Raw genomic sequence first — 25,474 nt, forward strand, 5'->3', positions numbered from 1 at the left:
CCCGTCCTGGCCGGTCGTCACGCTGACGGGTCTCCACCCGGGCGGAGCGCCGCCGCCGCTGCCACCACCGGCGCGGGAGCCGCAGGCAGGGGCGGGACGGCGGCGGTCTCCCCGTCGGGCTCCCCCGCGGCGACGGCGTCGTCCCGGGCCGCGGCATAGGCCGCGCTCAGCCGTCGGTAGGCGGGGCTGACGAGAGCCGCGAGGACGACGAGGACCCCGACCAGGCCGGTGACGGTGAGGACCAGGGCCATGCCGCGGACGGGTCCGGTGCCGAACCATCCGCCGATCGACCGCGCCCCGGCGCCGTCGGTCATGAACGGGATCACCACGAACTCGGTGAGCGGGGCGATGAGGAAAGCGGTCAGCGGGGAGGCCGCCTGCTCGACGCTCTGGGCGAAGCCGAACACCCGGCCCTGCCGCTCGTAGGGCACCACCCGCTGCAGCACCGTCTGCTCAGCGGCCTCGGCGAACGGCATCGCAACCATGAACAGGGCCATCGCCACGGTGAGCGTGAGGACCGAGGAGACCAACGGGAACAGCATCGTCCCGGTCCACATCAGCACGTTGACCAGCAGCAGCACCCGGATCGGGCGGCTGCCCAGGCCGACGCGGGCCACGAGCAGCCCGCCGACGATCAGCAGGGCGGAGAGCGCGCCCCAGAGCAGGCCCCACGCCTGGACGGACATCAGCGACAGGCCGTAGGGGTCCATCAGCGCCATGAAGGCGCCACCGAGGAAGTTGTTGAAGCAGCTGAACAGGATCAGCGGCAGCAGGCCGGGCACCCCGCGGACGAGGCGGATCGTGCCCCGCAGGTCCACGCCGGACGCGGCTCCGGCGTCGTCCCCGCTCCCCGATGCGGACGCGGCGCCGTCGCCCGGGATCCGCACCCCGGTCAGGTGCAGGACCGACAGCACCAGGACGGTCAGGGTGAGCGCGAGGACGGCGGCCATGCCGCCGAAGGCGATCAGCAGCCCGCTGATCACCGAGGTGACGAGCATGGACAGGCCGGTCGCCGAGCCGACCAGCCCGTTGGCGCGGTCCCGCCGGTCCTCGGGGACCAGCAGCGTGACCAGGGTCGGCAGGGCGATCATGCGCGGGTTGCCGGCGATCACCCCCGCCATGAGGAGGACGACGAAGATCCACAGCGGCAGGCTGGCCGCGGTCTGGAAGGACCGCTCCGGGGTGAGCAGGTAGACCGCGAGCGCCCCGGAGTAGAACGCGATCGAGGCGACCGCCGAGCCCTGCATCACGGCGTGCTTGCGGTGGTGGTCGACCAGGCTGCCGAACCAGATCCCGGTCGCGGCCGTCGCGACCAGGAAGATGCCGGCGATCATGCCCGTGGCGAAGACCGATCCGGTCTCCAGGAAGATCCAGAAGGTCACCGCGAACCAGACGGTGTAGTTCACGACCGAGACCAGCAGGTTGTTGACCAGCAGGTGCGCGAAGGCCCGCTCGCGCGCTGAGCTCAGGTCGAGTGCGGGAGCCCGGTCGGCCATGGTGTCCTCCTCCGTCGGCACCAGGGTCCGGGGCGGGTGCCCGGCGGTGCGGTCTGCAGAAGAGACCGCGTGGGAGGCGCCCGCTCATCGGTGCCCGGTGATGATGCCCGCCCGGCAGCGTCCGGTCAGCCGGATTTCCGGCGCGCTGAGTGCCCCCGGCAGGATTCGAACCTGCGACACACGGTTTAGGAAACCGATGCTCTATCCCCTGAGCTACGGGGGCCACGGCGGAGCACTGCCCGCGCCGGACCGACGAGTCAGAGGCTAACGGGCGACGCTGCGGAACCTGCCGCGCACCCGACGCGTCGAACCAATGAGGACACGGACGGTCCGCGCGGGGTTACGGTTCTGCGACGTACGTCCTGCTCCGGCAATGACGCCGGGGAACGACGGAAGGGTGGACGAGGGTCGATGGACAGCACGGTGGTGGACGTTCCCGAGAAGGGGCGGTTCGAGATCCGGGTCGGCGAGCGCGTGGTCGGGCTGGCCAGCTATCACGTGGACAACGGGCAGATGACGCTCCCGCACACCGAGATCGACCCCAGCATGGGCGGTCTCGGTCTCGGCAAGGTCCTGGTCGCCGGCGTCCTCACCGCGGCCCGCGAGCGCGGGCTCACGGTGCTCCCCTACTGCTCCTTCATCCGGCACTACATCCAGCAGCATCCGGGCGACGTGGAACTCGTGGCCGCCGAGGACCGCAAGCACTTCGGCCTGGAGACCGCAGACCGCTGAGCGGAGCGACGGCGACGGCCACCTAGGCTGCGCGGATGCCCGAGGGCCACACCCTGTACCGCCTGGCGCGGGAGCAGACCCAGTTGTTCGCCGGCCGGCCGGTGCACGTCACGAGCCCGCAGGGCCGGTTCGACGCCGGTGCCGCGCTGCTCGACGGCCGGGTGCTCGACGAGGTCTTCTCCTACGGCAAGCACCTGTTCGCCCGCTTCGGCGGCGACTCCCTGCACGTGCACCTCGGGCTCTACGGCACCTACCTGACCGGCACGGGCACCCCGCCACCGGCCAAGGGTGCGCTGCGCATGCGCTGGGAAGCCGACGGCGCCGACGGTGCGGGCGTCTGGACCGACCTGCGCGGCCCCACCGCCTGCGAGGTGCTCAGCACCCCCGAGGTGGACCGGATCCTGGACCGGCTCGGCCCCGACCCGCTGCGCCCGCGGGCGGACGGCGCCGTCGCGTTCCGCCGCATCGCCGGCAGCCGGACGGCGATCGGCGCGCTGCTCATGGACCAGTCGGTGCTGGCCGGCGTCGGCAACGTCTACCGGGCCGAGCTGCTCTTCCGGCACCAGGTCTCCCCGTTCCGCCCGGGCCGTTCGGTCGACGCCGAGCTGTGGGGCCGGATGTGGCCGGACCTGGTCACCCTGCTGCGGTCCGGCGTCCGGATGGGGCGCATCGTCACGACCCGGCCGGCCGATCGCTCCCGCCGCAGCGGCGCCGTCACCCGGGAGGACGCGCACTACGTGTACCGCCGCACCGGGCTGCCCTGCCGGGTGTGCGGAACCGAGGTGCAGACCCAGGTGATGGTGGGCCGCAACCTCTACTGGTGCCCCGTCTGCCAGGCGACATGAGGCCTGGTCGACCGGGCTGTCGGGTTCCCAGGAAGTGCGTGTACGTTCGCCGCCGATGAGATCGGGATCACGGTGGGTCGTCGTCGCACTCGCGACGGTCACGGCGCTGCTCAGCAGCCCGGCGGCCGCGTCGGCAGCCCCCGACCGGACCGATGCGCCGCGGACCGTCGGCTACGACATCTCGCACCCGCAGTGCGACGCGGAGCTGCCGGATCCGGGCGCCTTCGCCGTCATCGGGGTCAACGGCGGCCTCGCCACCCGCACCAACCCGTGCCTCACCGAGCAGCTGCTCTGGGCGGACGAGTCCACCGGCGCGGTGCGCGACCAGCCGCGGGTCCAGCTCTACGTGAACACCGCCAACCCTGGCGAGGTGCGCGATCAGATCGCCACCTGGCCGTCGGCCGGATCGACCCCCTACGGCAGCTGCGACGGCGGGAACTCCGCGGCCTGCTCGTGGCAGTACGGCTGGGAGCGGGCGCTCACGAGCGTCGAGTCCTTCTTCCGTCCCGCCGCCCGGGCCGCCCGGCTCGACAGCCAGCCGGCCCGGTACACGTGGTGGCTCGACGTCGAGACCATGAACACCTGGCAGTCCGGCTCGTCCGAGGCCCGCGAGCGCAACCGGGCCACCCTCGAGGGGATGGTCGAGTACCTGGAGGAGCAGGACGGCCGGGTCGGCGTCTACTCGACGGGCCAGCAGTGGGGCCAGATCGTCGGCGAGGTGCCCTCGGACAGCCCGCTGGCCGGCCTGCCCAGCTGGCTCGCGGGCTCGACCAGTCGCAGCGAGGCGATCGCCGACTGCCGCACGGACGCGCTGGTCCCGCGCGGCCGGGTCGAGCTCACCCAGTACGTCCCGGGCGAGCTCGACCTCAACCACGCCTGCCGCTAGATCGCGCCCTTCTCCGGATCGCCGGCCGGAACGGCGGTCAGGTAGCGGACGTCCAGCGGCGCGGCCAGCTTGTCGCCGATGGCGGCGCCCAGGTTCGTCAGCGCCTCCGCCTTGCCGTGCGCCTTCAGCGCCTCACGGCTCTCCCAGCGCTCGACCATGACGAAGACGCCGTCGGCCTCGTGCAGGGCGTACTTCTCGCAGCCGGGCTCGGCGTGCACCTGCGGTACGGCGGCCAGCACCGCCTCCCGGACGGCGTCCACCGCATCGGGCCGGGGGGTGATGGTGGCGACGACGACGACGGACACAGGGGCCTCCAGGAGGGACGGGAACGGACGATTCCGGAGCCCAGCCCTGGTGGAGCGGCCCCGGCCGGGTCAGGATGCCAGTCGTGGCCGACGACGCAGTTCCCGCTCCCCCGTCGGCACCTTCCCCCTCCGACCGGCACCCGCTGCGGGTGGCCGTCGTCGGCGCCGGGCCGGCCGGCATCTTCACCGCCGACGCCCTGACACGGCAGAGCGACGTCCCGGTCGCCATCGACCTGATCGACCGGCTGCCGACGCCGTTCGGCCTCGTCCGGCACGGGATCGCCCCGGACCACCCGAAGATGCGGGCCATCCGCGACACCCTGCACCGCAGCCTCGACCACCCGCTGGTGCGCTTCGTCGGCAACGTCGACGTCGGCACCGACATCACGCTCGACGAGCTGCGGCACCACGTCGACGCCGTCGTCTACACCTACGGGGCCGCGCTCGACCGGCACCTGGGCATCGAGGGCGAGGACCTGCCCGGCAGCCTGGCGGCCACCGACCTCGTCTCCTGGTACACCGGACACCCCGACGCCGACCGTGCCCGCGTGGAGGCCGCCCTGGCCGGGATCCGCTCCGTGGTGGTCATCGGCGTGGGCAACGTGGCCCTCGACGTCGGCCGCGTGCTGGCCCGCACGCCGGAGGAGCTCGAGTCCACCGACATGCCGCAGCACGTGCTCGACGCGCTCGCCGCGACGTCGGTCGAGGAGGTCACCGTGCTCGGCCGCCGGGGGCCGGCCCAGGCGACCTTCACCACCCAGGAGCTGCGCGAGCTCGGGGAGCTGGCGCGGGCCACGGTGCTGGTGGATCCCGCCGAGCTGGAACTGGATCCCGGAGCCGAGGAACGGGCCGCGTCCGACCGCGGCATCGTCCGCAACCTCGCGGTGCTGCGCGAGTGGTCGCAGCACTCCCCCGAGCCCGGGCACGCCCGGCTGCGGCTGCGCTTCTTCCGCCGCCCGGTGCGGCTGCTGGGCGAGGATCGGGTCACCGGCGTGGAGGTCGAGCGCACGGCGGTCGACGGCGACGGACGGGCCGTGGGCACCGGCGAGCTCGAGGTGATCCCGGCCGACCTGGTCGTGCGGTCCGTCGGCTACCTCGGCACGCGGCTCCCGGGGCTGCCGGTCGACGAGCGGTCCGGAACGGTGCCGAACGAGGACGGGCGCGTGCTGCGCGACGGCCACCCCTCGCCGGGTGAGTACGTGGCCGGCTGGATCAAGCGCGGGCCGTCCGGCGTCGTCGGGCACAACAAGCACGACGCACGGGAGACCGTCGCGGGCCTGCTCGCCGACGCCGCAGACGGCACGCTGCGGGTGCGCGGCCCGGTCGACGACCTGGTGCACACGCTGCAGGCGCGGGGTGCGGAGCCGGTGCTGCTGGAGGACTGGCGGGCGATCGACGCCGCCGAGCAGGCGCTGGGCGCGAGCAAGGGCCGCGCCCGCACCACGCTGCACGAGCGGGAGTCGCTCCTGGCGGCGGTACGGGCGGCGGCCGCCCGCTAAGCCATCGCCGCGATCAGCGCCGCGGCCTCCTCGACCGACGACGCCGCGACGAGCCGGACGAGCTTCTCGGTGTCCGGCTCCAGGTGCAGCGGGCGGCCGTCCGGGTCCAGCGCCACGCCCCCCGCGGCCAACAGCACCGCGAGCCCACCGGCGACGTCGTGCACGTGGGTGCCGCTGCGGTCGAGGTCGTGCCAGGCCGCGGCGGCGCCGTCGGCCACGACGCACAGGTCGACGGCGGTGCAGCCGCTGATCCGCACCCGCCGCGCGGTCGACGGCACCGAGACGGTGCGCCCCGACGGCCCGCTCGGAACGGCGACGGTGGTGCCGGGCCGCGGCGCGATCGGCACGCCGTCCCGCTCCGCGCCGACGCCGTCCACCCCGGTCCACCGCCGTCCGGAGGCGAGGTCGGCGACCAGCCCGGCCACCGGGACGCCGTCCTGGACCAGCCCCGCCGAGAACGCCCACGGCGGGAGCCCGGCGGAGAAGTTGCCGGTGCCGTCCAGCGGGTCCAGCACGATCCAGGGCTCGCCGGCGCCGACCGGGCTGTCGCTGCGCTCCTCGCTGAGGACGGTGACCCCCAGCCCGGACAGCGACTCGACCGCCGCCTCGTGCGCCGCCTCGTCGGCGGCCAGCGACGGGCTGCCGTCGCCCTTGATGCGCTCCACGCCGCTGTCCCGGGCGAGGCCGACGGCGATCTCCACCCGGCTCGCCGCCAGCGCGGCCAGGTGCCGGAAGCGGTCGGTCAGCGGTGCGTCCGCATCCGGGCCGGGGACCTCGCGCCACCGGTCGGTGCTGCCGTGCCGCACCCGCTCGCAGCCCCAGCCGGCGGCCAGCGCGAGCACGCCGGGGTGCTCGAGCGGCACGCCGGAGCGCCGGAGCAGGACCGCCTCGGCGAATCCTTCGTGGTGCCACTGACGACGGACCAGCGCCGCCTGCCCCTCGCCCACGAGCACCCGCAGCCGCGGATCGTGCACCCCCGGCGCGAGCGCCGCCGGGGACAGCCCGAGACCCAGCGCCGCGGTGCGCACGTCCGCGCCGCTCACCGCCACCCGCAGGTCCGTGTCCGGCACCGGCCGGCGGCGCAGGAACCAGCGGTCAGCCACTGTTGCGCAGGGCGGTCGCGATGCCGTTGATGGTCAACTGGATGTTGCGGCTGGTCAGCTCGTCGTCCTCTCCCGCGCGGCGACGGCGCAGCATCTCGACCTGCAGGTGGTGCAGCGGCTCCAGGTAGGGGAACCGGTTGCGGATCGACCGCGCCAGCGACGGGTTGTCGGCGAGCAGGTGGTCGTCACCGGTCACCGCCAGTGTCATCCGGCAGGTCCGTTCGTGCTCGGCGGTGATCTGGTCGAACACCCGGGCCCGCAGCTCCTCGTCCGGCACCAGCTCGGCGTACCGGGCGGCGAGTCCGAGGTCGGTCTTGGCCAGCACCATGCCCATGTTGGAGAGCACCGTGCGGAAGAACGGCCACCGCCGGTGCAGGTCGCGGAGCTGCTCCAGCCGCTCCTCGGAGTCGCCGACCCACTCCTCCAGCGCCGTGCCCGTGCCGTACCAGCCGGGCAGCATGATCCGGGTCTGCGACCAGCTGAACACCCACGGGATGGCGCGCAGGTCGGCGATCGAGTCGCCCTTCTTGCGCGACGGCGGCCGGCTGCCGATGTTCAGCTCGCCCAGCTCGCGGATCGGGGTCGCCGCGCGAAACCACTCCACGAAGCCCGGCGTCTCGTGCACCAGCTCCCCGTACGCCCGCTGGGCGCGGCCGGCGAGCTCGTCGAGCAGCGCGTAGGCGTCGTCGGCGTCGTCCCCGAGACCCTCGACGTCGAGCAGGGTCGACTCCAGGGTCGCCGCGACCAGCGCCTCGAGGTTGCGCCGCGCGAGGTCCGGGTCGGCGTACTTGGCGGCGATGACCTCGCCCTGCTCGGTGATCCGCAGCGCGCCGGCCACCGCGCCCGGCGGCTGCGCCCGGATCGCCTCGTAACTGGGTCCGCCGCCCCGGCCGACGGTGCCGCCGCGCCCGTGGAAGAGCCGCAGCCGCACGCCCTCGGCCCGGGCCAGCTCCACCAGCTCCAGCTCGGCCCGGTAGAGCGCCCAGTTGGCGGCGAGGTAACCGCCGTCCTTGTTGCTGTCGGAGTAGCCGAGCATGACCTCCTGCACGTCACCGCGGTTCGCCAGCAGCGCGCGGTAGAGCGGCTGGTCGAGCACCGCGCCGAGGGTGGTGGCGGCCGCCTTGAGGTCGTCGATCGTCTCGAACAGCGGCGAGATCCCGACCGGGCAGGTCGGGCCGTCCTCGCCCGCCGGGTCGAGCAGCCCGACCTCCTTGAGCAGGACGGCGACCTCCAGCACGTCGCTGACCGACTCGCACATGCTGATCACGTAGTTCGGGATGGTCCGGGGGCCGAGCAGCGCGACCCGCTCGGCAGCGGCGACCAGGACGTCGAGCTCCTTCCGCGCCTCCTCCGAGAGCTCGGCGTCGGGGCGGACCAGCGGACGACGCAGCGTCAGCTCGCCGGCCAGCAGTTCCACCCGTGCCGCCTCGTCCAGGCCCGCGTAGTCGTCGCACACGCCGGCCCACGCCAGCAGCTCGCCGACCACCTGCTCGTGCACCGACGAGTTCTGCCTCAGGTCCAGGCCGCAGAGGTGGAAGCCGAACACCTCCACCGCCTCGCGCAGCCGCAGCAGGCGGTCGTCGGCCAGCGACCCGGCCCCGTGGCTGCGCAGCGACGCGTCGACGACGTCGAGGTCCGCCCGCAGCTGGTCCGGGCCGTCGTAGGCCGGCAGGTTCGGCCGCGGCTCCGCCTCCCCCGGCACCGAGCCCAGGATCCGCCGCGCCGTGCCGGCCAAGCGGGCGGAGATTCCGGTCAGCGCCCGGCGGTACGGCTCGTCGGCGCGGAAGGGGGAGTCGTCGCGGGAGGCCTCGGCCAGGGAGTACAGCTCCTTGGTCGGCGTCACCAGCCGGTCGGACATCGACAGCTCGCTGCGCAGTTCGACGAGTTCCGCGAGGTGATGGGCAAGCGCCGTCTCCGCCTGCCGGGTGGTGGCCCGGCGGAGCGCCTCGGCGGTGACGAAGGGGTTGCCGTCGCGGTCGCCGCCGATCCAGGAACCGGGCAGCAGCATCGGCCGGCGCAGCAGCCCGGCTCCGGGCCAGCGCTGCTCGACCGCGCGGCGGAGCTCGGCGTTGAGAGCCGGCACGACCTCGAACAGCGAGAGCTCGTAGTAGCGCAGCGCCTCGTCGATCTCGTCCTGCAGCCGCAGCCGGGAAAGCCGCAGCAGCGCCGTCTGCCAGAGCGTGAGCACCGAGCGCCACAGCTGCGCCGACCACGCCTCGTCGACGTCGTCGCCCGCACGGTCCCGCTGCCGGATGAGCTGGGTGACCTGGCGCTGCACCTGGAAGACGGTGCGTCTGCGGGTCTCGGTGGGGTGCGCGGTGACGACCGGGCAGACCAGCGCCCCGGCCAGCTCGCGGGCGACGTCGTCGGCGGACAGGTCGGCCTCGTCCAGCAGGGCGAACGTCGCGGCCAGGCTGCCCTGCTGCGGCGCGGAGCCCGCGCGGCGGTGGTGCCGGCGACGGCGCTCGTGGTGGATGTCCTCGGCCAGGTTGGCCAGCACGGAGAAGTGGCTGAACGCCCGGATCACGTGGTTGGCGGCGCGGACGTCCAGGCCCGCCAGGCGCTGGGTCAGCTCCGCCCGGTCGACCTCCGAGCGACGGATGCGGAAGGCCTCCACGCGGGTGGACTCGACCAGCTCCAGGACGTCGGAGCCGGCCTGCTCGCCGATCACCTCGCCGAGGACGCGCCCCAGCAGCCGGATGTCCTCGCGCAGCGGGTGCTCGTCGGCGCGGTCGTCGGGCGACCCCTCACCGGCGTGGTGGCGGAGATCGGCGACGTCGACCGTGGCTTCGGACATCGCCCGAGTATCGGGGACGGAGGTGACGGACTCATGTCGTGAGCGCGCCGTCGTTCAGCCGACCGGCCACCGCGGCCGCGCTACGGGGGCGGGTGCCGCGGCACAGCGCGGACGCGGCATCCGCACCGCGGCACCGACAGAGCGCCGCGGTCGTTCAGCTGTCGCGCTCGAGCTCCTGCAGGCACTGCGCCGCGAGGGAGTCGCCGGCGGCGGCACCGAGGCGGAACTGCTCGACCGCACCCTCGAGGTCACCGCGGTCGGCCAGCAGCACCGCGAGGTTCTGGTGGCAGTAGGTGTCCCCCGCGGCGATCCCGCTGCGGTAGGCCTCCTCGGCGGCTTCCTCGTCGCCGAGCTCCTCGCGGTAGAGGTTGCCCAGCGGCAGCCAGGCCACCTGCTCGCCCAGCTTCGCGCCGCGCTCGAGCACCGACCGGGCCTCGGCGGGGCGGCCGGTCTCGCGCAGCAGGTGGGCGAGGTCGGCGCGGGCGGCCGGGAAGTGCTGCTGGCCGGCGCGCAGATCGTCCTCCAGCGACGGGTCGAGCGACGAGCACCAGCGCCAGCACGCGACGACGGCCGCGGCCTCCTCGTCGCCAGCGGCCGCGAACTCCTCGGCCACGGCCATCGCCTGGTCCCGCTCGCCCTGCTCGCGGAGCAGGAAGGCCAGCTGCAGCCCGCCCTCCATGTCGCCGGCGGCCGCGGCACCGCGGTAGGCGCGCATGGCGCCGGCGAGGTCGCCCAGGTCCTCGAGCACCAGGCCCAGGTTCCGCCACGCGTCGGCCTCGCCACCGCGCAGCGCGACCTCGTAGGCGTCGACCGCCTCCTCCCACCGGTTCTGCGCCGCGAGGGAGTTGCCGAGGTTGAAGGCCGCCATGCTGTCGCCGAGCTCGAAGGCGCGCCGGAAGCACGTCTCGGCGTCCGTCTGCCGGCCGACGTCGGCCAGGTCGCAGCCGAGGTCGATCAGCGCGTCGGCATCGTCGGAGGCAAGCAGCCGCCGCATGCGCGCATCGAGGTCCTCGGTCATGCCGACGATGATCGCGGCGCGGAGGCCGGTTCCGCGCCCCCCGGCGGCTCCACCTCACCCCAAGGGATCGCCCCGGGGCCGATCGGTCACCCGATCAGCTGCCCCGGGGCCCCGATCAGCTCCCGAAGGCCTCCCGCCAGGCGGGCAGCAGCTCGTTCCGCGTCCACTCCAGGTAGGGCTCCTGCTGGTCCCCGCCGATCTGCACGAGGGCCAGGTGCGTGAAGCCCGCCTCGGCGAACTCCTTGGCCCCCTCGATGACCGCCCCGACGTCGTCGCCGCACGGGATCGAGCCCTCGACGTCCTCCTCGCGGACGAACTGGGCCGCGGCGTCGAAGGCGATCGGGCCGGGCAGCTCGGAGTTGACCTTCCAGCCGAAGCCGAACCAGCGGAACAGCGAGTGCGCCCGGTTGACGGCAGCGGCCTTGTCGGTGCCGAAGCTGATCGGCATCTGCGCGACGCGCGGCTTTCCCGCACCGCCGGCGGCGTCGAACGCCTCGACGAGCTCGGGCTTGGGCTCGGTGGCGATCAGGACGTCGGCCAGCTCACCGGCGATCCGCGAGGCCTGCTTGCCGCCCGACGCCACCCCGATGGGCACCCGCTTCTCCGGCAGGTCCCAGAGCTTGGCGGACTCGACGTCGAAGTGCTGGCCGCGGAAGTTCGTGTAGCCGTCGCCGTCGAAGAGCTCCCGGATGATCTGGATGGCCTCCATGAACATCTCCTGGCGGACGTCGGCCGGCGGCCAGCCCTGCCCGACGACGTGCTCGTTGAGGTTCTCTCCCGAACCCAGGCCGAGGGTGAAGCGCCCCTCGGACAGGATCTGCAGCGTCGCGGCCTGCTGGGCGACGACCGCCGGGTGGTACCGGAAGGTCGGGCAGGTCACGTAGGTCATCAGCGGGATGCGGCTGGTGGCCTGTGCGACCGCCCCGAGCGTCACCCAGGCGTTGGGCGAGTGGCCCATCTCGTCCAGCCACGGGAAGTAGTGGTCGCTGCTCACCGCGAAGTCGAAGCCGACCTCCTCGGCCCGCACCACGTGGCCGACGAGCTCCCTCGGCCCGGCCTGCTCGGTCATCATCGTGTAGCCCAGCTGCATCGCCATGCAGCCGCCGCTACCCGAGGGGAGCCCGGGCAATCAACGCTCGGCCGTGAGCGCCTCCCGCATCTTGATCTTCCCGCCGGTGCGCAGCAGCGCGCCGGCGTAGATCCGCCCGCCGAGCCGCACGACCAGAGCGACGGCGATCAGCATCAGGACGACGGCGACGCCGATCTCCCAGATGGCCACGTTCCCGGCCGCCTGCCGCACCGGCATCACCAGCGGCGAGAGCCCGGGCACGAACGAGGTGACCCGGGCGAGCGTGCCGTCGGGATCGCTCGCGGCCTGCACGCCGACGATGAACCCGCCGGCGAGCACCAGCGTCAGCGGCATGATCACCGTGTTGAGGTCCTCCTGCCGGCTCACCAGCGAGGCGGCGACGGCGAAGATCGAGGCGTAGAGGGCGTACCCCAGCACGAACCAGGCGATCACCGAGACCGCGGTGCCGATCAGGTCGCCCGGGACGTCGACGATGTCGAACGCGATGGCCCCGCCGACCCCGACCCCGGCGATGAGCACGATCTGCGCCAGGCCCAGCACGCCGAGGCCGAGGATCTTGCCGGCCAGCAGCTGCCAGGGCTTCATCGTGGCGAGCAGCAGCTCCACGACCCGGCTGGCCTTCTCCTCGACCACGCCCTGCGCGACGAACTGCCCGAACAGGATGAGCAGGGTGTAGAGCAGCGCCGCGCCGATCAGCGCCACCAGGATCTTCTGCTCGTCAGCGTCGGCATCGGGGTCCAGCGCCTCGACGGCCACCTCGGGCGCCGCCAGGTCGGTGATGCCGGCCGCCGTCAGCTGCTCCGCGACCGCCAGCTGGGTGACCGCACCCCCGACGAGGGCCTCGACGAACCCGTCGCTCGACTGCACGAGCAGCCGCGGGTCGGACTCCCCGGCCAGCAGGGCGCCCTCGACGTCCTCGGCCTCCACCGCCTCCCGGGCGGCCGCCTCGTCGTCCAGGTCGACGACGACGACGTCGGTGTCGAGCGCCTCGCCCTGGGCCTGGAGCGCCTGCTCCAGCTGCGCGGAGCTGCCCACGACCCCTACCCGGGTCTCGTTCTCCCCCGAGCCCACCGCGACCTGGAACCCGAGGAGGCCGAGCAGGATCACGAGGATCACGACCGAGCTGATGATGAAGTTCTTGTCGCGGAGCCGGGCGGAGATCTCCCGGGCGGCGACCAGCCGGACCAGTGCGGTGCTGCTCAGCGTGCGCGGCTCGCTCACGCCGCCACCTCCTCGGCGGTCGGAGCGGCCACGGCGCCGCGGAACAGCTCCACCAGCGTCGGCTGCTGCCAGGCGAAGTGGGTGACCCGGCCGGTGCGCAGGGCCGCGGCGAGGACCGACTGGTCGTCGGCGCCGTCGGACAGCTCGAGGATCGTGTCGCCTGCCTGCTCGGACACCACCCGGGCCCCGGGGACGGCGTCCGCCCACTGCGGACCGGCGTCGGGAACCACGACCCGCAGCAGCCGGCCGGCCTCGCGGCGACGGAGCTCGTCGACCGTGCCGGTGGCGACCATGCGACCGCGGGCGAGGATGCCGACGGAGTCGCAGAGCCGCTCCACGAGGTCGAGCTGGTGGCTGGAGAAGACGACGGGAACGCCCGCCCGAGCCTGGTCGAGCAGCGCCTCGGCGAGCGAGTCGACGCCGATGGGGTCCAGGCCGGAGAAGGGCTCGTCGAGGATCAGCACCTCGGGCCGGCTCACCAGGGCCGCGGCCAGCTGCACCCGCTGCTGGTTGCCCAGGGAGAGCTTCTCGACGGCGTCGTTGCGGCGTTCGCCGAGGCCCAGGCGCTCGACCCACTCGCCGGCCGACGTCGTCGCGGCGCGGCCGTCCATGCCGTGCAGGCGGGCGAAGTAGGCGACCTGCTCGGCCACCTTCATCTTCGGATAGAGCCCGCGTTCCTCCGGCATGTAGCCGATCCGGCGCCGGGCCGACTGGTCGAGGGCGCGACCCTGCCAGCGGACCTCCCCGCCGTCAGGCGCGACCAGCCCCATGGCGACGCGCATCGTCGTCGTCTTCCCGGCGCCGTTGGAGCCGCAGAACCCGAACATCGAACCGGGCTGCACGGCGAAGCTCACGCCGTCGAGCACCTGGTTCGCACCGAAGCTCTTGGTGAGCCCGTCGAACTCGAGCACATGTCCTCCTGCGTCTCGTTGCACCTGAACACCGACCGTATCGGTCGGTCCGCCTCGCGCGGCACCGCCGTCTGGGGTGTCATCGGGCGATGAGCGAGCGCGACGGCGGAGCGGAACCCCCCGAGGGCGTGGGGCTCGAGGGCCTGCGGGCCGCCGCGGCCGGGTGCCGGGCGTGCGAGCTGTGGCAGGACACCACCCAGACGGTCTTCGGCGAGGGTCCCGAGACCGCGCGGGTGGTCTTCGTCGGCGAGCAGCCCGGCGACCAGGAGGACCGGAAGGGCGAGCCGTTCGTGGGGCCGGCCGGACGACTGCTGGACAAGGCGCTGGCCGAGGCGGGGATCGAGCGTCGCGACAGCTACATCACCAACGCCGTGAAGCACTTCTCGCACACCGTGAAGGGCAAGCGCCGCATCCACCAGACGCCGCGGCCCGAGCACCTGCGCGCCTGCCGCCCGTGGCTGGACGCCGAGTTCGCCGTCCTGCAGCCGGAGGTGGTGGTGGCGCTGGGGGCGACGGCGGCGAAGTCGCTGATCTCGCCGTCGTTCCGGATCACGCAGGACCACGGCCGGCTGATGCCGTGGACTCCCCCGGGCACTCCCGCGCCCACCGAGGACGACGACGAGGACGCCGCGCACCAGACCTGGATCCTCGCGACCACGCACCCGTCGGCGATCCTGCGCACGCCCGACGAGACGCGGGACGCCGCCTACGCCGCGCTGGTCGCCGACCTCACGGTGGTCGCGCGCGCCTTGGCCTAGCGGCAGCGATGTGCGCCTGCGGCGGGTTCCGGGGCCCGGAAGGCGCCACAGGTGCACATCGCTCCAGGGACAGCGTCACTCCACCGTCGAGCGCGAGGCGCGGAAGAGCCAGAACGAGGGCACCAGCAGCGCGACGGCGACCATCGCCAGCACCACCACGATGCCGCCGGACACCATCGCCGTGGTCACGCCCGCAGCACTCGCCAGCGCGCCCGCGCGGAGGTCGCCCAGCCGCGGCCCCCCGGCGACGACCACGATGAACACGCCCTGCATCCGGCCGCGCATCTCGTCGGGCGCGGCCAGCTGCAGCATCGAGGAGCGCAGCACCGCGCTCACCATGTCGCCCGCCCCGGCGACGGCGAGGAAGAGGACGGCCAACCAGAGCGAGTCGGACAGACCGAAGCCGATGGTGGCCACGCCCCACACCGCGATCGCGCCCAGCACCGCGGCGCCCTGCCGGTCGATCCGCGAGACCCACCCCGAGGTCAGCCCCATGACCAGCGCGCCGATGGACACCCCGGCGAACAGCCAGCCGAGCGCGTTCGGGGAGTCGGCGAACCGGCCCTCCGACAGCTCCGGGAAGACCGCGTTCGGCCAGGCGAAGCACATCGCGATGATGTCGACGACGAAGGTCATCAGCAGCACCGGCTGCGTGCGCAGGAAGGTGAAGCCCTCCCCCACGCCCCGGATGGCGGCCCCCAGCTTCAGCTTCACCACGCGGCCGCCCGGCGGGAGGGACGGCAACCCGCGCAGCAGCAGCGCCGCGGCGAGGAAACCGAGAGCGTCGATCACGTAGGTGAGGAACAGCTCGCCCGAGGCGATCAGCACCCCCGCGAGCAGCGGCCCGGCGATCACCCCGGCCTGCCGCACGGTCATCGCCAGGGCGTTCGCCGCCGGGATGAGCTCGGTGCCGACGAGCGCCGGGATCGACGCGCTGCGGGCCGGCTGGTTCACCGCGGAGAAGCCGGAGACGAACGCGGTCAGCACCCACAGCAGCGCGAGGTTCCCGCCGCCGGGCAGCAGCGCCTGGACCGCCAAGAGCGCGCTGGTCACCGCGGCACCCGTCGACGTGATCAGCATCAGCTTCCGCCGGTCCATCACGTCGGCGATCGCCCCGCCGAGCAGCCCGAACACGACCAGCGGCACCAGCGCGACGATCGAGGTGAGACCGACGTACAGCGAGTTGCCGGTGAGTGCGTAGACCTGGAACGGGACGGCGACCAGCGTCATCTGCTGGCCGATCATCGTCGCCGCGACACCACCGAACAGCCGGCGGTAGGCGGGGATCCGCAGCGGCGTCGTGTCCAGCGCCAGGCTGCGGCGCCTGCGCGCCGGCTCGGGCACCGGCTCCTCGATCCCGCGGTCGGGCTGCCCCGCGTCGACCGGGCCACTCACGGCGTCATCGGTTCGCTCGCGCGGACCGCTCCGCTCCTCGCTCGCTTGCGCTCGCTGCGATGCCCACGCTCCTGCTCGCTCACGGCGCGAGCCGCTGGACGATCCAGCCCCCACCCTCCGCGTCGTCCCTCAGGAACCGCAGCCGGTCGTGCAGCCGGTCGCCGCCGCCCTGCCAGAACTCCACCCGCTCCGGGACCACCCGGTAGCCACCCCAGGTCGCCGGCCGGGGCAGCCGCCCCTCCGGCGTCTGCTCGTCCAGCAGCCGCACGCGCGCGGCGAGCTCGTCCCGGGAGTCCACGACCGTCGACTGCAGGGACGCCGCCGCGGCCAGCTGTGCCCCGCGGGGCCGCGGGTCCCAGAGCCCGTCGGAGGCGCTGTCGCCGATCCGCTCCACCCGGCCCGCTATCCGGACCTGCCGCTGCATCGGATGCCAGGGGAAGACCAGCGCCGCCCGCGGGTTCACCGCCAGCTGCGCGCCCTTGGCCGAGGCGTAGCTGGTGCCGAAGACGAGGCCCGCGGCGTCGTACCCCTTCATCAGCACGATGCGGGCGTCGGGCGCCCCGTCCGCGTCGGCCGTGGCGACGACGACGGCGTTCGGCTCGGGGAGCTCCGCGGCCACGGCGTCGCCGAACCAGCGGTCGAACTGCTCGAGCCACGTGGGGGCGAGGTCCTCCTCGGCGAAGCCGCCGGCGTCGTAGTCGCGGCGCATCCGGGCAAGGTCTGGCAGGTCAGGCACATCCCCATGCTGACATCGCGGCGCGGCCCCCCGTGTGCCGGGCGGGCGTCGACGGCCTAGGGTCGGCAGGCAATCGTGCGGCTCTCCAGTGCGCACGTGGTTCGCGCGCAGAGGAGCATGCGAGATGGCCGACGACTTCGTACCCGGCCTGGAAGGCATCATCGCCTTCGAGACCGAGATCGCCGAACCCGACAAGGACGGCGGCTCGCTCCGCTATCGCGGGGTCGACATCGAGGACCTCGTCGGCAAGGTCACCTTCGGCAACGTCTGGGCCCTGCTGGTCGACGGCAAGTTCGGCCCGGGCCTCCCGCCGGCCGAGCCGTTCCCCATCCCGGTGCACAGCGGTGACGTGCGCGTCGACGTCCAGGCCGCGCTCGCGATGCTCGCCCCCTTCTGGGGCTACCGCCCGCTCCTCGACATCAGCGACGACGAGGCCCGCGACCAGCTGGCCCGCGCCGCCGTCATGGCGCTCTCCTACGTCGCGCAGTCGGCCCGCGGCATCGGCACCCCCGCCGTCCCCCAGAAGCGCATCGACGAGGCCTCGACCATCGTCGAGCGCTTCATGGTCCGCTGGCGCGGCGAGCCCGACCCCCGCCACGTCGCAGCCGTCGACGCCTACTGGACCTCGGCCGCCGAGCACGGCATGAACGCCTCGACGTTCACCGCCCGCGTCATCGCCTCCACCGGCGCCGACGTCGCCGCCGCCATGTCCGGCGCGATCGGTGCGATGTCCGGCCCGCTGCACGGCGGCGCCCCCTCCCGCGTGCTGCACATGCTCGACGAGGTCGAGAAGACCGGCGACGCCGATAAGTACGTGAAGGACCTCCTCGACCGCAAGGAGCGGTTGATGGGCTTCGGTCACCGCGTCTACCGCGCCGAGGACCCCCGCGCCCGCGTGCTCCGCCGCACGTCCGAGGAGCTCGGCGCCCCGCGCTTCGAGGCTGCCCTCGCCCTGGAGAACGCGGCGCTCAAGGAGCTGCGCGAGCGGCGCCCCGACCGGCCGGTCGAGACCAACGTCGAGTTCTGGGCGGCCATCGTCCTCGACTTCGCCGAGGTCCCGAGCCACATGTTCACCTCGATGTTCACCTGCGCCCGCACCGCCGGCTGGTCCGCGCACATCCTCGAGCAGAAGAAGACCGGCCGCCTCGTGCGTCCGTCGGCCCGCTACGTCGGCCCCGACTCCCGCAAGCCCGAGGCCGTCGAGGGCTGGGACACCATCAAGACCAAGGCCGTGGACCAGCCGGCCTAGTTCTCGGCCGACTGACGGCGACGGCCCGGATCTGCACCACGACCCGGGCCGTCGCCGTCGGACGCCCCGCGCGACGCACCGAACCCCGGAAGGCTTCCCCCACGGATGAGCATCACCATCCCCGCCGAGCTCCTGCCCGCTGACGGCCGGTTCGGGTGCGGCCCGTCCAAGGTGCGTCCGGAGGCGCTGCAGGCGCTGGCCGGGAACGGTGCGGCGCTCGTGGGCACCTCGCACCGCCAGGCGCCGGTGAAGAACCTCGTCCGGCAGGTGCGCGAGGGCCTCACCCAGCTGTTCGACCTGCCCGACGGCTACGAGGTCGTGCTGGGCAACGGCGGGACGACGGCGTTCTGGGACGCCGCGCTCCTCGGGCTCATCCGCGACCGCGCCGCCTTCGGCACGTACGGGGAGTTCTCCGCCAAGTTCGCCTCGGGTGCTGCGGAGGCGCCCTTCCTCGGCGACCCGGTGATCGTGACGGCCGAGCCCGGTTCGCTGGCGCTGCCGACCGCGACCCCCGGGATCGACACCTACGCCTGGGCGCACAACGAGACCTCGACCGGCGTCATGGCGCCGATCGCCCGCCCGGCCGGCACCGACGACGCCCTCGTGCTGATCGATGCCACCTCCGGCGCCGGCGGCCTCCCGGTCGACGTCTCGCAGACCGACGTCTACTACTTCGCGCCGCAGAAGTCCTTCGCCGCCGACGGTGGCCTCTGGATCGCCCTGATGTCGGCCGACGCCCTGGAGCGGGTCGCCGAGATCAAGGCGTCGGGCCGCTGGATCCCGGGCTTCCTGGACCTGTCGATCGCCGTCGACAACTCCACCAAGGACCAGACCTACAACACCCCGGCCGTCGCGACCCTGTTCCTGCTCGCTGACCAGATCCAGTGGATGCTCGGGCTCGGTGGCCTCACCGGCGCCGTGGGCCGCAGCCGCGAGTCGTCGGACCGCCTGTACCGCTGGGCGGAGAAGTCGGAGTACGCGACGCCGTTCGTCGCGAACCCCGACCACCGCAGCTACGTGGTCGGCACGATCGACTTCGCCGACTCGGTGGACGCCGCCGCCCTGGCGACGACGCTGCGTGCCAACGGCATCGTCGACGTCGAGCCGTACCGCAAGCTCGGCCGCAACCAGCTGCGCGTGGGCATGTTCCCCGCCGTCGACCCCGACGACGTCAGCGCGCTGACCGCGTGCATCGAGCACGTGGTCGAGCGGTTCTGAACGGGCGCCCCCGCGGGGGCTCGTGGACGTCGTGATTCAGCTGAGCGGTAGGAGGTGAGCGTGGGCCCCGGAACCCCGTCGGTCCCTGCCGGTGACGACCTGTTCGCCGTCGGTGGCGAGGCAGGCCGGATCATGGCCGGCTACGACTGGGCGAGCACCCCGGTCGGCCCCGTCGCCGACTGGCCCGCCAGCCTGCGTTACGCCGTCCGGACCGTCCTGGTCTCGAAGTTCCCGATGGTGCTCACCTGGGGCCCGGGCTACCTGCAGTTCTACAACGACGCCTACGCCCCGCTGATCGGCGCCAAGCACCCCGCGATCGGGCAGGACATCCGGCAGACGCTGGCCGAGGGCTGGGACGCGCTCGGCCCACCGGTCGAGCACGCGATGGCGACCCTCGAGGCCTCCTGGCTCCCGGGCCTGCTTCTCCTGCTGGAGCGCGCCGGCTATCGCGAGGAGACCTACTTCACCGTCTCCCACGCCCCCGCGTTCGACGACGAGGGCCGGGTCGCCGGAATGCACGCCGTGTGCACCGAGGTCACCGGCGAACTGCTGGCCGCACGCCGTCAGCAGCTGCTGCACGACCTCTCCGCGGTCGGCGCCCAGCTCGGCGACGAGCGGGAGACGGTCGCCGCCATGTGCGCGGCCCTGGCCACCGACGAGCTGGACGTCCCGTTCGCCGCCGTCTACCTCTCCACCGCCGACGGCGGCTACGCCCGGGTGGCGACCACCGGCATCGAGGCGGCCCTGCTGCCGGCCGAGCTGTCCGGGGACGGATCGGCGCTCCCGTCGATCGGGTCGCTGGGCGTCACGGGCGGGCCGTTCGGCGACCCCGTGACCGAGGCTGCCGTGCTTCCGCTCCGGACGACCGTGGGCGCGGACCCGGTCGGCCTGCTGGTCGTGGGCACGTCGCCCAACCGGGCGCTGGACGCGGAGTACGCCGCCTTCCACGAGCTCATGGCCGGCCAGTTCGCGGGCGCGGTGGCCAACATGCGGGCGTTCGAGACCGAGCGGCTGCGCGCCGAGGCGCTGGCCGAGCTCGACCGGGCCAAGACGACGTTCTTCTCCGACGTCAGCCACGAGCTCCGCACGCCCCTGACCCTGCTGCTCGGGCCGATCGGCGACGTCCTCGAGGACCAGGGCTCACCGCTGACCCCCGACGCGCGCGAGCAGCTCACCCTCGCGATGCGGAACGGACGGCGACTGCAGCGGCTGGTCAACGACCTGCTGGACTTCGCCAGCATCGAGGCGGGGCGGGCGACGCCGATCCGCGTGCGCACCGACGTCGCCACCTTCACCGCGGAGCTGGCCGGCATCTTCCGCTCGGCCGCCGAGCGCGCCGGCTTGCGGCTGACCGTCGACTGCCCGGCGCTGCGGCGGCCGGCCTTCGTCGACCCCCGCATGTGGGAGAAGATCGTCGTCAACCTGCTGGCCAACGCCGTGAAGTACACCTTCGTGGGCGGGATCGACGTCACCCTGCGCGAGGGCGACGAGGGCTTCACGCTGGCGGTGGCCGACACCGGCGTGGGCATCGTGGCCGACGAGCTGCCCCAGCTCTTCCAGCGCTTCCACCGGGTTCCCGGCGCCACGGCGCGCACCCGCGAGGGGTCCGGCATCGGCCTGGCCATGGTCCAGGAGCTGGCCGCGCTGCACGGCGGATCCGTCGCGGTCAGCAGCGAGCCGGGTCAGGGCAGCACCTTCACCGTCACGCTCCCGCACGGCGCCGCCGACGCCGAGCCGGCCCTGCCCGACCTCGCCCCCTCCGACGCCGCCCGCGGTGAGGCCGCGAGCTGGGAGGAGGACATGACCCGCCCCCGGGGCGAGACCACCGGGGCCGCCGGCGAGGCGTCGGTGCTGGTCGTCGACGACAACTCCGACATGCGGGCCTACCTCGCCCGCCTGCTGGGCCAGCAGTGGGCGGTCCGGACCACGGCGAACGGCGAGGAAGCGCTCGCCGCGGTCGCCGAGCGGCAGCCGGACCTCGTGCTGACCGACGTGATGATGCCGCGCATCGACGGCTTCGAGCTGCTGCGCGCGCTGCGGGCGGACCCCGCCACCCAGCACATCCCCGTCATCATGCTCACCGCACGGGCAGGGCAGGAGGCCTCCGTCGAGGGGCTGGAGGCCGGCGCCGACGACTACCTCGCCAAGCCGTTCCGGGCGGCCGAGCTGCTGGCACGGGTGCGCATCGCCCTGGACCGCGCCGCGGGCCGCACCCCCGCGCCGACCGAGCCGGCACCGGTCGCCGCTCCCCCGGAGGTGCCACCGACCGCCCCGGTGGCGGTGGTCCCGGCTCCCGAGAAGCCGGCCGCCGTCGCCGCGCCGGTCCTCGGCGAGGGCGAGCACCGGGCCCAGTGGCAGCTGCCCTCCGACCCCGCGTCGATCCCGGTCGTGCGCCGCCGGCTGCGCGCGCTGCTGCACGTCGCCGGTGTCGACGACGACCAGGCCTACGACCTGCTGCTGGCCGCCTGCGAGGCCGCGAGCAACGCCGTCGAGCACGCCCAGGAGCCGTCCGAGCCGGTCATCGAGATCGCCGCCAGCGTCGGCGACGACCGGGTCGAGATCACCGTGCGCGACCACGGCCAGTGGCGCGAGCGGGTGCCGAGCATGGACCGCGGCCGCGGCTCCACGCTCATGAGCGCGTTCGCCGACGTCACCGCCACACCGAGCCCCGAGGGCACGCTCGTGCGGATCAGCTCACCGAGGCTGCGCCGCCGCACGACGACCTGAGGCGGAGCTCAGCGCAGCAGCCAGGTGTCCTTGCTGCCGCCCCGGGGAGCGCCCGGCCGCGCCGGACCGGCGTCCGGTGCCACCCGGGTCAGGGCGATCGGCAACGTGGTCGTCGTCGGACCCGACACGGAGAAGATCCGCAGGTCCACGGTGCGCGGCAGCAGCCGGCCGTCGACCAGGGTCGGCGCCGTCGACGGTTCCAGCGGCTCCCGGGCCACGAACCGGTGCGGCGCGGCGGCGATCTCCGCCCGGAGGGCCTCGAGCTCGGCCCGGGAGCAGGTGGGCCCGTGCACGATCCGCCGCCCGCCGTAGCCGGCGACCTCCTCCACGTCGAGCTCGGCCAGCCGGTCGCGCACCGCCGTCCACGCGGCGGGGTCGGCCAGCACCCAGGTCTCGACCGAGTCCAGCAGCGGCTCCTCGCCCAGGTAGAACCGGATCATCGCCGGCACCCAGGCGTAGCCCGCCGCGTCGTCCGCGACCCCGTTGCCGGGGACGTTGGCCAGGCCCAGCTTCCCGGCCCGCACCGCCTCGGAGAGGGCCATGTCGAGCGGCAGGTTCGCTCCGGTCCGGTAGGCGCCCAGGGAGGCGTCGTCGAACCGCCGGTACAGGACGTCGATCGGCACGCGCTCGCCGTCGACGGCTGCCTCCAGACCGCCGTCCCCGCGGGGGTGCAGGTCACCGGCGCGCACCAGCGGCACGTCGAGCGCCGCCGCGAGGACCTGGTGCTCGAACCAGGCGCCGTCGGTCTCCCCCTGGGTGAGGACGGCGACGCGCGGCGGGCCGGGGCATCCCGGCGGCGCGGCGGCCGCCAGCGCACCGGCGAGCAGCGGAACGGCGCCGGCCGGGTCGACCACCTGCCGGCCGGCCTGGGCCAGGAGCTCCGGAGCGGCCGTGCGGGCGCTGTCCCGGTTGGCGAGGGCGTACCCGATGCCTGACGGGACGCGCAGGTTGTCCTTGGCCACCACCCAGCGGCCGTCCGCGGCGCGGACGACGTCGGTTCCGGCGACGGCGGCGCGGCGCTGACCCGGCCAGGCCAGGCCGACCGCGTCCGGGTTCCGGCCAGGGCTGTGCGCCACGGCCCACTCCGGCAGGACCCCGGCCCGCACGATCTCCGCGGCCCGGTCGGTGTCGCCCCGCCGGCGCCCGGCCGGGCGGTAGGTGTCGGTCAGGAACGCGTCGAGGGCACGGTGCCGCTGAGCCACCCCGGCCGACAGCGTCGACCACGTGGTGGCGCCGACCAGTCGCGGAACCGGGTCCATGGGAACCGGGTGCAGCTCCTGCCGTCCGTCGACCCAGAGGGAGACGGCGACGCCGAGCGCCCGCCGGCGGGCCGCCAGGTCGTCCGCGGCGAGCGCGAGCGCGTCGGGACCCATCATCTCCAGGGCAGTCGCCAGCGCCACCCATCCGCTGCGCAGCCGGCCGTCCGGACCGACGGCCTCATCGGTGCGAACAGGGGGGTAACCGGCGAAGAGTTCTCCGCTCACAGCCAGCGATCGAACCAGGCGGCCAGCCGCTGGCCCAGCCCGACCAGTGCCTCACGGCCCACGATGGCGTGTCCCTCGCCCGGGAAGAGCAGCAGATCACTGCACGCGCCGTGCGCCTGCAGCGCCTGGTGCGCCTGCACCGACTCGGCGACCGGCACGTTGGTGTCCCGGTCCCCGTGGGCCAGCAGCACCGGCGCGGTGAGCCGGTCCAGGGTCGACATCGGGGAGAGCCTCGCCAGCAGCTCCCGGTCGGTGACCGGGTCGCCGTACTCGGTGACCGACGCCGCCGCCATCCACGGCTCGGTGCCGGCGAAGAAGGTGCGCAGGTCGCTCATCCCGGCCAGCGAGGCGCCGGCGGCGAACAGCTCCGGCCAGCGGGTCAGGGCCACGAGCGTCAGGTACCCGCCGTAGGACCAGCCGTGGGCGCCGATCCGGCCCGGGATCGCGATGCCCGCGGTGACCAGCTCGTCCACGGTCGTGCGGACGTCGGCGAACGACGCCTCGCGGGCCCTGCCGTCGTCGGCGGTCATGAACGCCCGGCCGAAGCCCCCGGAACCCCGGACGTTGGGCGCGAAGACGGTGAGCCCCGCGGCGACCATCGACTGCGTGATCGGCGACCAGTCGGGGCGGGTCTGCCCCTCCGGACCGCCGTGGAAGCTGACGACTGTGCGGTTCGGTCCGCTGATGCCGGGCGGGGTGTAGAGCCAGCCCGAGAGGCGCAGGCCGTCGGGAGCGAGGTAGTCGTGCCGCACGGGCTCGACGAGCAGATCCGGATCCGGCCGGGCCGGCGTGCAGGCCAGCGCCTCGGCCGGGCTCTCGCCGTCCAGGGGCACCCGCCAGAGGCCGCGCGGCGACCGCGGGCCGCTCAGCTCGGCGACGACGGCGTCCTGACCGGGCAGGACCGCCCAGCCGGACAGCACCCGCTCCGGCAGCCGCACGGTGCGCAGCAGCGCGCCGTCGGCCAGGTCGTGCAGGCACAGCTCGCTGACGCCCTCGACGTTCCAGAGGGCGAGGACGGTGCCGTCGGCGCGGACGACGTAGCCGTCGAGGTCGGCCTCCGGGCGGTACAGGACACGGCGACCGGGCGACGGGACGCCGTCCGCGTCCACCGGCACCTCCACCAGACCGGCCCGGTCGGTGAACGGCAGGCCGGGCAGCGAGGCGCGCACGTAGACGGCGCGGCCGTCGGCGGAGAACCGGCCGTCCTCCGAGGCGATGCCGCCGGGCTGGTCGAGCCGGATCGCCCGGCGCTGCAGGCCGGTGGCGACGTCGATCACCACGACGTGGCGGAAGGCCCGCGGCCCACGACGGGCGAGGACCGTGCGGTGGTCGGGCGAGACGGCGGTGACGGAGAGGAAGCCGCCGGAGGCGAGGGTGCGCAGCTCGCCGGTGACGACGTCGACGAGCACGACGTCGGCATCGGGGCCGTGCCCCGGGGCGATCGAGCAGGCGTAGTGCCGCGGCCCGGCCCAGGCGCCGGCGAAGACGGCCGCGCGCGGGTCGGCGCCGGCCAGCACGCGGTGGCCGGTCCCGTCGGGACGGACGACGTGCAGCTCGGCGCAGATGGAGCCGCCCGGGCTCACCAGGTAGGTCAGCCAGGCACCGTCGGGCGACCAGGAGACGGAGATGACCTCCTCCCCCGGCTCGGAGAGGACGGCCGGCGGGGTGGCGCCGTCGAGCGCGGCGACCTCCAGCCGAGGCAGACCGGAGCGGTCGGAGACGTAGGCGGTGCGCAGCCCGTCCGGGGACGGCGCGGGGCACCAGGCGCCGGCGGCGCCGGCGATGCCGGAGATTGCGGCGCGGACGTCGGCGGGCAGCGTCTCGGGCGGGACGAGCGCCTCGAGGGCGGGCATCCCGCCCTGGGGCAGGCTGGTCGCGAGCCCTGCGGGCACGGCCGTACGCCGGCGGGTGACCGGGCTGGCCATCGCGCCTCCTCGGCTCGGGCTCCGAGACCCCACTGTCGTGGTTCCTCGTTGCGGTCATGTGTCAGGACTGTCATCGGCG

Annotated in this window: 20 protein-coding genes and 1 tRNA gene; 8 read left to right on the plus strand and 13 right to left on the minus strand. The window is 74.1% G+C overall.

Translation table 11 applies throughout. The features are described 5' to 3' along the window. Window positions 1–17: 17 nt before the first annotated feature. Entirely contained in the window at window positions 18–1,496 is a 1,479-nt protein-coding gene (locus LBW97_RS06615; RefSeq protein ID WP_224498615.1) for an MFS transporter, read from the minus strand. A 150-nt stretch (window positions 1,497–1,646) separates the two neighbouring features. Continuing rightward, a tRNA-Arg gene (locus LBW97_RS06620) sits at window positions 1,647–1,719 on the minus strand. 188 nt (window positions 1,720–1,907) lie between these two features. Here LBW97_RS06620 and LBW97_RS06625 point away from each other — a divergent pair. Genes LBW97_RS06625 through LBW97_RS06635 form a run of 3 tightly spaced genes read left to right on the plus strand, consistent with a single transcriptional unit; the run spans window position 1,908 to window position 3,959 of the window. Then, a complete protein-coding gene (locus LBW97_RS06625) occupies window positions 1,908–2,228 on the plus strand; it encodes a GNAT family N-acetyltransferase (RefSeq protein WP_224498616.1) in 321 nt (106 codons plus the stop codon). Between the two features lie 35 nt (window positions 2,229–2,263). Then, on the plus strand, window positions 2,264–3,073 hold the full coding sequence (locus LBW97_RS06630) for an Fpg/Nei family DNA glycosylase (protein ID WP_224498617.1): 810 nt from the start codon (window positions 2,264–2,266) through the stop codon (window positions 3,071–3,073). A 55-nt stretch (window positions 3,074–3,128) separates the two neighbouring features. Further along, window positions 3,129–3,959, plus strand: a complete 831-nt coding sequence (locus tag LBW97_RS06635; RefSeq protein WP_224498618.1) for a hypothetical protein — start codon at window positions 3,129–3,131, stop codon at window positions 3,957–3,959. On the opposite strand, the gene LBW97_RS06640 is transcribed toward LBW97_RS06635, so the two are convergent. Further along, a complete protein-coding gene (locus LBW97_RS06640; protein ID WP_224498619.1) occupies window positions 3,956–4,264 on the minus strand; it encodes a putative quinol monooxygenase in 309 nt (102 codons plus the stop codon). The genes LBW97_RS06635 and LBW97_RS06640 overlap by 4 nt on opposite strands. 74 nt (window positions 4,265–4,338) lie before the next feature. Here LBW97_RS06640 and LBW97_RS06645 point away from each other — a divergent pair, with 74 nt between their 5' ends. Then, complete coding sequence (locus LBW97_RS06645) at window positions 4,339–5,763, plus strand: NADP oxidoreductase (RefSeq protein WP_224498620.1); 1,425 nt, start codon at window positions 4,339–4,341, stop codon at window positions 5,761–5,763. Here LBW97_RS06645 and LBW97_RS06650 read toward each other — a convergent pair. The 6 genes from LBW97_RS06650 to LBW97_RS20360 form a co-directional block, all read right to left on the minus strand. Next, window positions 5,760–6,866 carry an inositol monophosphatase family protein gene (locus LBW97_RS06650; RefSeq protein ID WP_224498621.1) on the minus strand — a complete coding sequence of 369 codons (1,107 nt, stop codon included), beginning with the start codon at window positions 6,864–6,866 and terminating at the stop codon, window positions 5,760–5,762. The genes LBW97_RS06645 and LBW97_RS06650 overlap by 4 nt on opposite strands. Then, window positions 6,859–9,663 carry a phosphoenolpyruvate carboxylase gene (gene ppc, locus LBW97_RS06655; protein WP_224498622.1) on the minus strand — a complete coding sequence of 935 codons (2,805 nt, stop codon included), beginning with the start codon at window positions 9,661–9,663 and terminating at the stop codon, window positions 6,859–6,861. The genes LBW97_RS06650 and ppc overlap by 8 nt, the downstream gene beginning before the upstream one ends. 154 nt (window positions 9,664–9,817) lie before the next feature. Further along, window positions 9,818–10,681 carry a tetratricopeptide repeat protein gene (locus LBW97_RS06660; RefSeq protein WP_224498623.1) on the minus strand — a complete coding sequence of 288 codons (864 nt, stop codon included), beginning with the start codon at window positions 10,679–10,681 and terminating at the stop codon, window positions 9,818–9,820. Window positions 10,682–10,796: 115 nt separating this feature from the next. Next, the gene (locus LBW97_RS06665; RefSeq protein WP_224498624.1) at window positions 10,797–11,777 is read right to left on the minus strand and encodes a TIGR03557 family F420-dependent LLM class oxidoreductase; all 981 of its coding nucleotides are present in this window, start codon (window positions 11,775–11,777) and stop codon (window positions 10,797–10,799) included. Window positions 11,778–11,810: 33 nt separating this feature from the next. Next, entirely contained in the window at window positions 11,811–12,992 is a 1,182-nt protein-coding gene (locus tag LBW97_RS06670; RefSeq protein WP_224498625.1) for an ABC transporter permease, read from the minus strand. After that, window positions 12,989–13,903 (minus strand): ABC transporter ATP-binding protein, encoded by a 915-nt coding sequence (locus LBW97_RS20360; RefSeq protein WP_224498626.1) that lies wholly within the window; start codon window positions 13,901–13,903, stop codon window positions 12,989–12,991. Before LBW97_RS20360 ends, LBW97_RS06670 begins: the two co-directional genes overlap by 4 nt. Before the next feature lie 89 nt (window positions 13,904–13,992). Here LBW97_RS20360 and LBW97_RS06680 point away from each other — a divergent pair, with 89 nt between their 5' ends. After that, on the plus strand, window positions 13,993–14,661 hold the full coding sequence (locus tag LBW97_RS06680; RefSeq protein WP_224498627.1) for a UdgX family uracil-DNA binding protein: 669 nt from the start codon (window positions 13,993–13,995) through the stop codon (window positions 14,659–14,661). Window positions 14,662–14,736: 75 nt separating this feature from the next. Here the strand turns inward: LBW97_RS06680 and LBW97_RS06685 are convergent, their stop codons facing one another. Next, on the minus strand, window positions 14,737–16,056 hold the full coding sequence (locus LBW97_RS06685) for an MFS transporter (RefSeq protein ID WP_224498628.1): 1,320 nt from the start codon (window positions 16,054–16,056) through the stop codon (window positions 14,737–14,739). Window positions 16,057–16,135: 79 nt separating this feature from the next. Continuing rightward, the gene (gene pdxH, locus LBW97_RS06690; protein ID WP_224498629.1) at window positions 16,136–16,792 is read right to left on the minus strand and encodes a pyridoxamine 5'-phosphate oxidase; all 657 of its coding nucleotides are present in this window, start codon (window positions 16,790–16,792) and stop codon (window positions 16,136–16,138) included. A 124-nt stretch (window positions 16,793–16,916) separates the two neighbouring features. Here pdxH and LBW97_RS06695 point away from each other — a divergent pair, with 124 nt between their 5' ends. The 3 genes from LBW97_RS06695 (at window position 16,917) to LBW97_RS06705 (ending at window position 21,986) form a co-directional block, all read left to right on the plus strand. Beyond that, entirely contained in the window at window positions 16,917–18,041 is a 1,125-nt protein-coding gene (locus tag LBW97_RS06695) for a citrate synthase 2 (RefSeq protein WP_224498630.1), read from the plus strand. Between the two features lie 105 nt (window positions 18,042–18,146). Continuing rightward, window positions 18,147–19,259, plus strand: coding sequence for a phosphoserine transaminase (serC, locus tag LBW97_RS06700; RefSeq protein ID WP_224498631.1), 1,113 nt, complete (start codon window positions 18,147–18,149; stop codon window positions 19,257–19,259). Window positions 19,260–19,319: 60 nt separating this feature from the next. Then, complete coding sequence (locus LBW97_RS06705; protein ID WP_224498632.1) at window positions 19,320–21,986, plus strand: ATP-binding protein; 2,667 nt, start codon at window positions 19,320–19,322, stop codon at window positions 21,984–21,986. Between the two features lie 8 nt (window positions 21,987–21,994). Here the strand turns inward: LBW97_RS06705 and LBW97_RS06710 are convergent, their stop codons facing one another. Then, window positions 21,995–23,470 (minus strand): circularly permuted type 2 ATP-grasp protein, encoded by a 1,476-nt coding sequence (locus LBW97_RS06710; RefSeq protein WP_224498633.1) that lies wholly within the window; start codon window positions 23,468–23,470, stop codon window positions 21,995–21,997. Beyond that, window positions 23,467–25,395: a prolyl oligopeptidase family serine peptidase gene (locus LBW97_RS06715; protein WP_224498634.1), complete on the minus strand. Its 1,929-nt coding sequence runs from the start codon at window positions 25,393–25,395 to the stop codon at window positions 23,467–23,469. Before LBW97_RS06715 ends, LBW97_RS06710 begins: the two co-directional genes overlap by 4 nt. Between the last annotated feature and the right edge of the window lie 79 nt (window positions 25,396–25,474).

This window comes from Blastococcus sp. LR1, from assembly GCF_020166105.1.
Classification (GTDB): Bacteria; Actinomycetota; Actinomycetes; order Mycobacteriales; family Geodermatophilaceae; genus Blastococcus.